This window comes from Oerskovia enterophila (assembly GCF_001692445.1).
In the GTDB taxonomy this organism is placed as follows: domain Bacteria; phylum Actinomycetota; class Actinomycetes; order Actinomycetales; family Cellulomonadaceae; genus Oerskovia; species Oerskovia enterophila.
The window spans coordinates 1-7,728 of sequence record NZ_MAQA01000087.1 but is presented as its reverse complement, the minus strand read 5'-3'; the positions used below and the strand labels follow the sequence as shown (position 1 = coordinate 7,728).

7 protein-coding genes are annotated in these 7,728 nt (G+C 74.2%); 2 read left to right on the top strand and 5 right to left on the bottom strand.

Annotated features, from left to right (window positions below):
- Positions 1-1,002, bottom strand: a 1,002-nt coding sequence (locus OERS_RS19890) for a uroporphyrinogen decarboxylase/cobalamine-independent methonine synthase family protein (RefSeq protein WP_068627731.1), incomplete at its 3' end; no start/stop codon positions are given.
- A 215-nt stretch (positions 1,003-1,217) separates the two neighbouring features.
- Between OERS_RS19890 and OERS_RS19885 the strand changes: the two genes are divergently transcribed.
- A complete protein-coding gene (locus tag OERS_RS19885) occupies positions 1,218-1,751 on the top strand; it encodes an ester cyclase (RefSeq protein WP_068627730.1) in 534 nt (177 codons plus the stop codon).
- A 34-nt stretch (positions 1,752-1,785) separates the two neighbouring features.
- On the opposite strand, the gene mnmA is transcribed toward OERS_RS19885, so the two are convergent.
- Both mnmA and OERS_RS19875 read right to left on the bottom strand, forming a co-directional pair.
- Positions 1,786-3,024: a tRNA 2-thiouridine(34) synthase MnmA gene (gene mnmA, locus OERS_RS19880; RefSeq protein ID WP_068627729.1), complete on the bottom strand. Its 1,239-nt coding sequence runs from the start codon at positions 3,022-3,024 to the stop codon at positions 1,786-1,788.
- Complete coding sequence (locus OERS_RS19875; RefSeq protein WP_068627728.1) at positions 3,021-4,283, bottom strand: cysteine desulfurase family protein; 1,263 nt, start codon at positions 4,281-4,283, stop codon at positions 3,021-3,023. The genes mnmA and OERS_RS19875 overlap by 4 nt, the downstream gene beginning before the upstream one ends.
- Before the next feature lie 235 nt (positions 4,284-4,518).
- On the opposite strand from OERS_RS19875, the gene OERS_RS19870 reads away from it, so the two are divergent.
- On the top strand, positions 4,519-5,604 hold the full coding sequence (locus OERS_RS19870) for a phosphotransferase (protein ID WP_169834253.1): 1,086 nt from the start codon (positions 4,519-4,521) through the stop codon (positions 5,602-5,604).
- Between the two features lie 119 nt (positions 5,605-5,723).
- Here the strand turns inward: OERS_RS19870 and OERS_RS19865 are convergent, their stop codons facing one another.
- Entirely contained in the window at positions 5,724-6,701 is a 978-nt protein-coding gene (locus OERS_RS19865; protein ID WP_056646300.1) for an electron transfer flavoprotein subunit alpha/FixB family protein, read from the bottom strand.
- Positions 6,702-6,712: 11 nt separating this feature from the next.
- Positions 6,713-7,522 (bottom strand): electron transfer flavoprotein subunit beta/FixA family protein, encoded by an 810-nt coding sequence (locus OERS_RS19860; RefSeq protein ID WP_056763925.1) that lies wholly within the window; start codon positions 7,520-7,522, stop codon positions 6,713-6,715.
- Between the last annotated feature and the right edge of the window lie 206 nt (positions 7,523-7,728).

The following is a 7,728-nucleotide window of genomic DNA, read 5'->3' as shown; positions in this document are numbered from 1 at the left end:
GTTCTCGTCGGTGCTCCCGAGCCGGCTCCCCGACCCCAGCCCCACGCCCCCGGCGCGGGGCGCTGCGAGGAGCGTGACGTCGTCGAGCCCCGAGGCCGGGAGACCGATCCGGCGCCACGGGACGGTCACGAGCGACGCGAGCTCGCCGAGGTTCGGACCCGAGCACTGCGAGACCTTCGCGGGCGGCAGGCCCGCCCAGACCCCGGTGCCGCGCTCGACCGCGCGCGCGACCAGCTCCCAGCCCCTCTCGTCCCAGCCCGTGCCGCGCGCGGCGAGGTCGAGACCCACGGCGTCGGCACCTGCGAGCACCACGGGCGCGATGCCCACCCAGGCGGGCCCCACGTGCACGACGCTGCGCGCCCCCCAGCCGCGCACGGCGTCCAGGACCCCGGTGAGGCCCTCGACGATGTCCGGTCCTTCGACCGCACGCAGGCGCGAGTACCCCGAGAAGGTCGGCAGCACGCCCGCGTTGATCTGCCCCAGGAGCGGCTCGGACACCTGTACCACGAGCTCGGCGCCGGGCACCTGACGCTGCACCTCGTCGAGGTGCGCGCGCAGCCCGACGGCGAGCGAGCCCGCCAGGTCGGCCGCCGCACCGCGGTCCGAGAGCACGCGGTCGCCCCGCGCGAGGTAGAGCTCGGCCGCGAGCGTCCACGGCCCGACGACCGACACCGCGAGCGGTCCCGAGTACCCGTGGCCCGCGATCGCGAGCGCGCCGAGGTCCTCGCGCAGGAACGCCTGCGCACGCCGCTCGTCCATGCCGGGCCGGTCGGCGAGCTTCCAGCCGTGCGGGCCGATCTCGACGGGCAGGTCGGCGAGCAGTGTCGCGGTGCGCCCCACGCCGTCGGCCCCCGGCCCCCGCTGGGGCAGGCGCACGAGGAACGGGACGGGCGTGACCCCCGTGGGCACCTCGGCGAGGTCCCCGAAGATCATCTGCTGCGCCTCGAGCACGTCGGTGCCCTCACCGCCCGGCCACGGTCCGTGCCCGCTGACTGACGTCATGACGTGAGCTCCTTGCTGTGGTGTGTCGTGCTGAGAACTGCTCTGCCGGCCGCGCTGCACGGCCCGCCGGGGCGTGTCACGGGGATCTCACCCGCGCATCACCCGCACGAACCCTTGCGGCAGCCCTCTCTCCGAGTGAAGGGTGATGAGTATGCACCACAGACCGTGACGACGCGGTGGCCGTTGGACGACCCCGCCGGACGAGCGAGGCGGACATGAGAAGCAACCACGAGGCGGAGTCCTCGGTCGGTACGGCCCACGAGGCCACCGCGACCAACAAGGCCACCGCGATCGCCGTGCACACCCAGGCGATCCCGGGGAACCACGCGCAGGCCCTGGCGGCGCTGGTCGCCGCCGACTTCCACAACCACGACCCGGCCCCCGGGTCCTCGGGCGGGCTCGAGGGGCTCGTCGCGACCATGCACTGGTTCTCCGACGCGTTCTCCGACCAGCACGTCGAGGTCCTGCACGCCGTGGCCGAGGGCGACCTGGTCGCGCTGCACGTCGCGTTCAGCGCCCGGCACACCGGCTACTTCCGGGGCCTGGCCCCCACGGGCCGTCACTTCACGGTCCGCGAGATGCACATGCTGCGGTTCGCGGACGGCCGCGAGGCCGAGCACTGGGCGGTGCGCGACGACGCGTGGCTCGTGCGCGAGCTGAGCGAGCACCCCGTGGTGCCCACGAGCGCGGTCCTCGCCGCGACCCAGCCGGGCGCGGCCGTGGGGAGCGTCGTGCCCGTCGCGGTCTGAGAGGTCCGCACCGCACCGCCGAGCCACGACGGGCTCAGCCCGCGAGGCTCGTGGCGCGCGCGGCCCGGTAGGCCCGCTGCACGGTCGACTGCCCGATCACGCGCGTGCCCTGGTACACCACGAGCGACTGCCCCGCGGCCACGCCGCGCAGCGTCTCGCCCGTGAGCTCGACCTCCATGCCTGCGCCCTGCGCGGACGCCGCACCGCTCGGGTCCTCGGGCGCTCCTGCCCCAGGTCCGACGACGGCGCGCACCCGCGCCGGTACCGGTACCCCGTGGGCACGCACCTGCACGGTCGCCTCGAACCAGTCCGACGCCGCGGACGTCGACGCGTCCCAGCCCGCGCCCGCGAGGACGTCGTCCGCGAGCCACACCGACCGGTCCCCCACGATCCGGTCGACCGTGAGCAGCTCGGCGGGCCCCACGACGACGCGGTTGGAGACCGGCTCGACCTCGAGCACGTAGCGCGGCTTGCCGTCGGCCGCCGGACGGCCCAGGGCCAGGCCCTTGCGCTGGCCGACCGTGAACGCGTACGCACCCTCGTGCTCGCCCAGGACCTCGCCCTCGGTGTCGACGATCTCGCCCGTGCGCGCGCCCAGGCGAGACTTCAGGAATCCCTGGGTGTCGCCGTCGGACACGAAGCAGATGTCGTACGAGTCGGGCTTGTTCGAGACCGACAGCCCGCGCCGCTCGGCCTCCTCGCGCACCTCGTCCTTGGACGCGAAGCCCCCCAGCGGGAAGATCGAGCGGGCCAGCCGCTCTCGTCCCATGACCGCGAGCACGTACGACTGGTCCTTGGCCTCGTTGGGCGAGCGGTGCAGCTCGCGGACCGTCCGGGTCACGGGCTCGCCGTCCGGCCCGGGCTCCGTGACCTCGCGCGTGAGGACCTGCGCGTAGTGCCCCGTCGCGACCGCGTCGAACCCGAGCGCGGTCGCCTTGTCGAGCAGCGCCTCGAACTTGATGTGCTCGTTGCAGCGCACGCACGGGTTGGGCGTGCGCCCGGCCTCGTACTCGGACAGGAAGTCGGCGACGACCGTGTCCTCGAAGCGCTCCGAGAGGTCCCACACGTAGTACGGGATGCCCAGGACGTCGGCCGCACGCCGCGCGTCGCCCGCGTCCTCGATCGAGCAGCAGCCGCGCGACCCGGCGCGGAACTGCTCGCGGTTGCGGGACAGCGCCATGTGCACGCCGACCACCTCGTGGCCGGCCTCGACGGCCAGTGCGGCCGCGACGGCGGAGTCCACCCCGCCGGACATCGCTGCCAGGACTCTCATGCGGGCCTCCTCGTGGTGCTCGTGGTGGTGCTCCGGCCTGCGCCCGCCGAGGACGCGAGACCTGCGGCCTGCGCGCGCGCCACGACCTGGGGCAACGCGTCCAGGAGCCGTTGCACGTCGGCGTGCGTCGACGTCGCGCCGAGCGAGAACCGCAGCGCACCGCGCGCGTCCTCCTCGGGCACGCCCATCGCGAGCAGGACGTGCGAGGGCTGCGGGACCCCGGCCTGGCACGCCGACCCCGTCGACGTCTGCACGCCCGCCGAGTCCAGCAGGTACAGCAGCGAGTCGCCCTCGCAGCCGGGGAACGTGAAGTGGGCGTTGCCGGGCAGGCGCCGCGACGGGTCGACCAGGGGGTCCGGCCCGCGCAGGACCGCGTCGGGGACGGCCGCGCGCACGCCGCGCACCAGCTCGTCGCGCAGCCCGGCCAGGTGCTCGGCCCGCTCGGCGCGCGCCCCGACCGCATCGGTCACCGCGACCGCGAACGACCGGATCGCCGGGGTGTCGAGCGTGCCCGAGCGCACACCCCGCTCCTGCCCGCCGCCGTGCAGCACGGGCGTGAGCGGCAGGCCACGCTTGGCGAGCAGCGCCCCCACGCCCACCGGGCCGCCGAGCTTGTGGCCCGTGAGGGTCAGGGCGTCGAGCCCGCTCGCGGCGAAGTCGACCGGGACCTGACCCACGGCCTGCACCGCGTCGGAGTGCACGGGGATCCCGTAGGGGCGCGCGATCTGCACGACCTCCTGGACGGGCTGGATCGTCCCGACCTCGTTGTTGGCCCACATGACCGAGATGAGCGCGACCTCGTCCCCCTTGGTCGCGAGCTCGGCCCGCAGGGCGTCCAGGTCGAGGCGTCCCTCGTCGTCGACGGGCAGCAGCACGATCTCCGCGCCCGTGTGCTCGGCCATCCAGAACGCCGGGTCGAGCACCGCGTGGTGCTCGACCGCCGAGACGAGGATGCGCCGCCGTCGGGGCTCGGTCGTGCGACGCCCCCAGAACAGGCCCTTGACCGCGAGGTTGTCCGACTCGGTGCCGCCCGCGGTGAAGATCACCTCGCTGGGGCGCGCGCCGAGCGCCGCTGCCACGGCCTCGCGCGACTCCTCGACGACACGGCGCGCAGCCCGGCCCGCCGAGTGCAGCGAGGACGGGTTGCCGGTCGCCGTCAGCTCCGCGACGAACGCCTCGATCGCCGCCGGCGACATGGGGGTCGTCGCGGCGTGGTCGAGGTAGGCGCCGGCGCCGGGCGCGGCAGGGGTGGAGGTCATGGGGCGATCACAGTCGTCCAGTCTACGAAGGGTTCCTGGGGCTCGCTGTCACGGGGCTCCTGGAGCCACCGGCCGACCCGTGGGATCGCGCTGGACAGCCCAGGAAAACGCGATATCTTGACAGATGCCCGATCGTTCTCGGATCCAGGTCCCCGGCTCGTTCCACGCCGCAGACCGCCCCCGGGTACGCCTTCGCGCGGTTCCCCCCTCAGACTCCCCTCCTCACCCTGTGAGAGTGTCACGCCCCATGCCCGACGACGTCGCGACCACCGCCGTGGTCCGCTCACCGGAGGACCCGCGCGCCCACGCGAGCGACCGGCTGCGCTGGGCGCAGCTCCCCGCCGAGCTGCGTGACGAGATCGAGGCGACCATGAACGCCCGGGTCGTGGAGGAGGTCAGCGTCGTGAGCGGGTTCAGCCCGGGCATGGGCTCGCTCGTGCGTCTCTCGACGGGCGACCAGGTCTTCCTCAAGGCCGCCCGCACGCTCGACGCGCCCGAGTGCGCGGACCTGCACCGGGCCGAGGCCAAGATCTCGGTGCGCCTGCCCGCGGCCGTCCCCATGCCGCGCTTCCTGTGGGGCCACGGGGACGGTGACTGGATCGTGCTCGCGTACGAGGCGATCGACGGCTACCCGCCCCGCGTCCCGTGGGACCCCGCGGTGCTCGGTCGCGTGCTGGACACGCTCGACGACCTCGCGCGCGTCCCCGGCGCGCGCCAGATCCCCCTGCCGCCCGCGGGTCCCCAGCTCGCGTCGGCCACGATCGGCTGGGGCCGGGTCCAGCGCGAGCCGTACCCGCACCTCGAGCTCGTCTCGCCCTGGGCGGCACAGCACCTCGACCGGCTCGTCGAGACCGAGCTGGGCGTGCTCGTCGCGTGCGAGGGCGAGTCGATCGTGCACGGCGACATGCGGGCCCAGAACCTCGCCGTGACCGACGACCACGTCTACGTCCTCGACTGGCCCCACGCCATGCGCGGGGCGGGCTGGCTCGACCTCGCGCACCTGCTCGTCACGGTCGGCGCCCAGGGCGTCGAGGGAGTGTTCGAGCCCGTCGACGTCGAGATCCCGTGCGACGGCGGGCCGCCCGTCGTGCACTGGGACGACGCCGAGCGCGCCGGGGCCTGGCTCACGGCCGTGTTCGACGACCACCCGCTGGGTGCCGAGGTGCACCCCGAGGACCTGCGCTCGATCGTCGGCGGGTACGCAGGGTTCTCCCTGGACACCGCGCGCCGCCCCGCTCCCCCGGGCAGGCCGTGGCTCCCGGAGAGGGCCCTGAGCCAGGCGCTCGCAGGCCTCGCCTGGCTCGAGCACCTGGGACTCTGACCCGTTCCTGGAGCCGTGCTCCGCCGTCGGGCCCGGGTGACGCAGCCCGCAGCACTCCCCGGACGCGCGGACGCCCCGGCGGGCGAGCCTGCCGGGGCGTCCGTGAGCCGTGCGAGCGGTCAGCCCTTGTGCTCCCGGATGACCTTCGCCGCCTGCGGCAGGACCTCCGCGAGGTCGCCGACGACCGCGAAGTCGGCGATCTCGAACAGCGGGCAGTCCGAGTCGTTGTTGACCGCGACGATGACCTGCGACGCCTGCATGCCACCGCGGTGGTGCGGTGCCCCCGAGATGCCCGCGCCGATGTACAGGCGCGGCGCGATCGTCACGCCGGTCTGGCCGATGAACGTGTCGAACCAGCCCTCGTAGACCGCGTCGCGGGTTGCGCCCACGGCCGCGCCGAGCGCGTCCGCGAGCTCCTCGACCGGCGCGAAGTCACCGTCGGTGCCGCGCCCGCCGGCCACGACCGTGGCGGCCTCTGCGAGGCTCGGACGCCCGCCCTCGACGACCGGCTTCTCCTCGCGCGAGACGACCGTGACCCGCGTGGCCGAGGCCGGGACCTCGACGGGGAACCCGATGACCTCGGTCGCGACCGAGGTCTCGGCAGGCTCCGGCACGACCGAGTTGGCGCGGACCGTGAAGACCGCGACGTCCGTCGAGACCTCGCACGAGGTGTCCCACGAGCCCGCGAAGACCCGCTTGTGGCCCACGGCCTTGCCGTCCTCGGCACTGACCGCGGCCGCGTCGATCACGAGGCCCGCGCCGAGCTCGTACGCGAGGCGGGCAGCCGCCTCCTTGTTGGGGAACGTCGCCGAGAGCAGCACGACGTCGGCGTTCGCGCGGCGCACCGCGGTCGCGAGCGTCTGCGAGACGACGGCCGTCAGGTGCTCGGCGCCCGGGCTCAGGGACGTGGGCAGCTCGGCCTGGAGGACCGTGTCGACGCCGTAGGCGCCGAGCTGGGCGAGCGTCGTGACGCTCGGGCTGCCGAGCGTCACGGCCTTGGGGCGCCCGAGGCTGCGGGCGATGGTGAGGAGCTCGAGGGCCGCGGAGCGCAGCTGCGTCTCCGGGGAGTCGAGCAGGACGAGGACGTTGGTGGTCACGGTGTTCCCTCTCAGACCAGCTCGTTGCGGATGAGGAACTCGGCCAGCGCCCGGCCGCCCTCGCCCTTGTCGACGACGACCTCGACCTCGGGGCGCGGCGGGCGGGGCGTGGCGCTGAGGACGTGCGTGCGCGCACCGGCGTCGCCCACCGTGGCGGGGTCGACGCCCAGGTCCGCGAGGTCCCAGACCTCGATCGGCTGCGTGCGCGCGGCCATGATGAGCTTGAAGTTCGGGAAGCGCGGCCAGTTCGCGTGGTCCGTCACGGAGACCACGGCGGGCAGCGGCGCCGAGAGCACCTCGAGCGCGTCGTCGAGCTCGCGCGTGACCTGGGCGGTCCGCGCCTGGGCGTCGACCTCGAGCTTGCCCGCGAGCGTGAGCTGCGGCAGGTCGAGCTCGGCGGCGAGCAGCACCGGGACGACGGACCCCAGCCCGTCGAGCGCGGCCATGCCCGTGACGACCAGGTCGACCGGGCCCTCCTCCTCGAGCTTGCGGATCGCGGCGGCCAGGGTGCTGACCGTCCCGAAGTAGTCCGAGCCCGCGAGCGCCTCGTCGCTCACGCGCACCCCGCGTCCGACGCCCATCTGGTACGCCTTGCGGATCGCGGTGTCGGCCTCGGGGCCGGCCATGGTCAGGACGACGACCTCGGAGGACGCCTGCTCGTCCTCGGGCAGCGACTCGACGATCTTCAGGGCTGCCTCGATCGCGTTCTCGTCGAGCTCGTTGAGCGTCCCCTCCTCCGACGAGCGCACGACGCGGCCCTCGTCGAATCGGCGGTCGGCGTGGATATCGGGAACATACTTGACGGCGACGACGATCCTCATCGTGATGAGCTCCGTGGGTGGGCGACGGTGGACCCGGGACGAACCCGCACGCCAGGCCCCTTGCGAGGACGCGGCACAGTCGAAACCCTACCGGGCAGCGCGCCGCGGCCGGGTGAGATCTTGCGCACGACCACGTGCTGAGCACGAACCGTCCACGACCGGGCGTCACAATGGAGGGGTGCAAGCGCTTGCCCCCACCCCCCGCC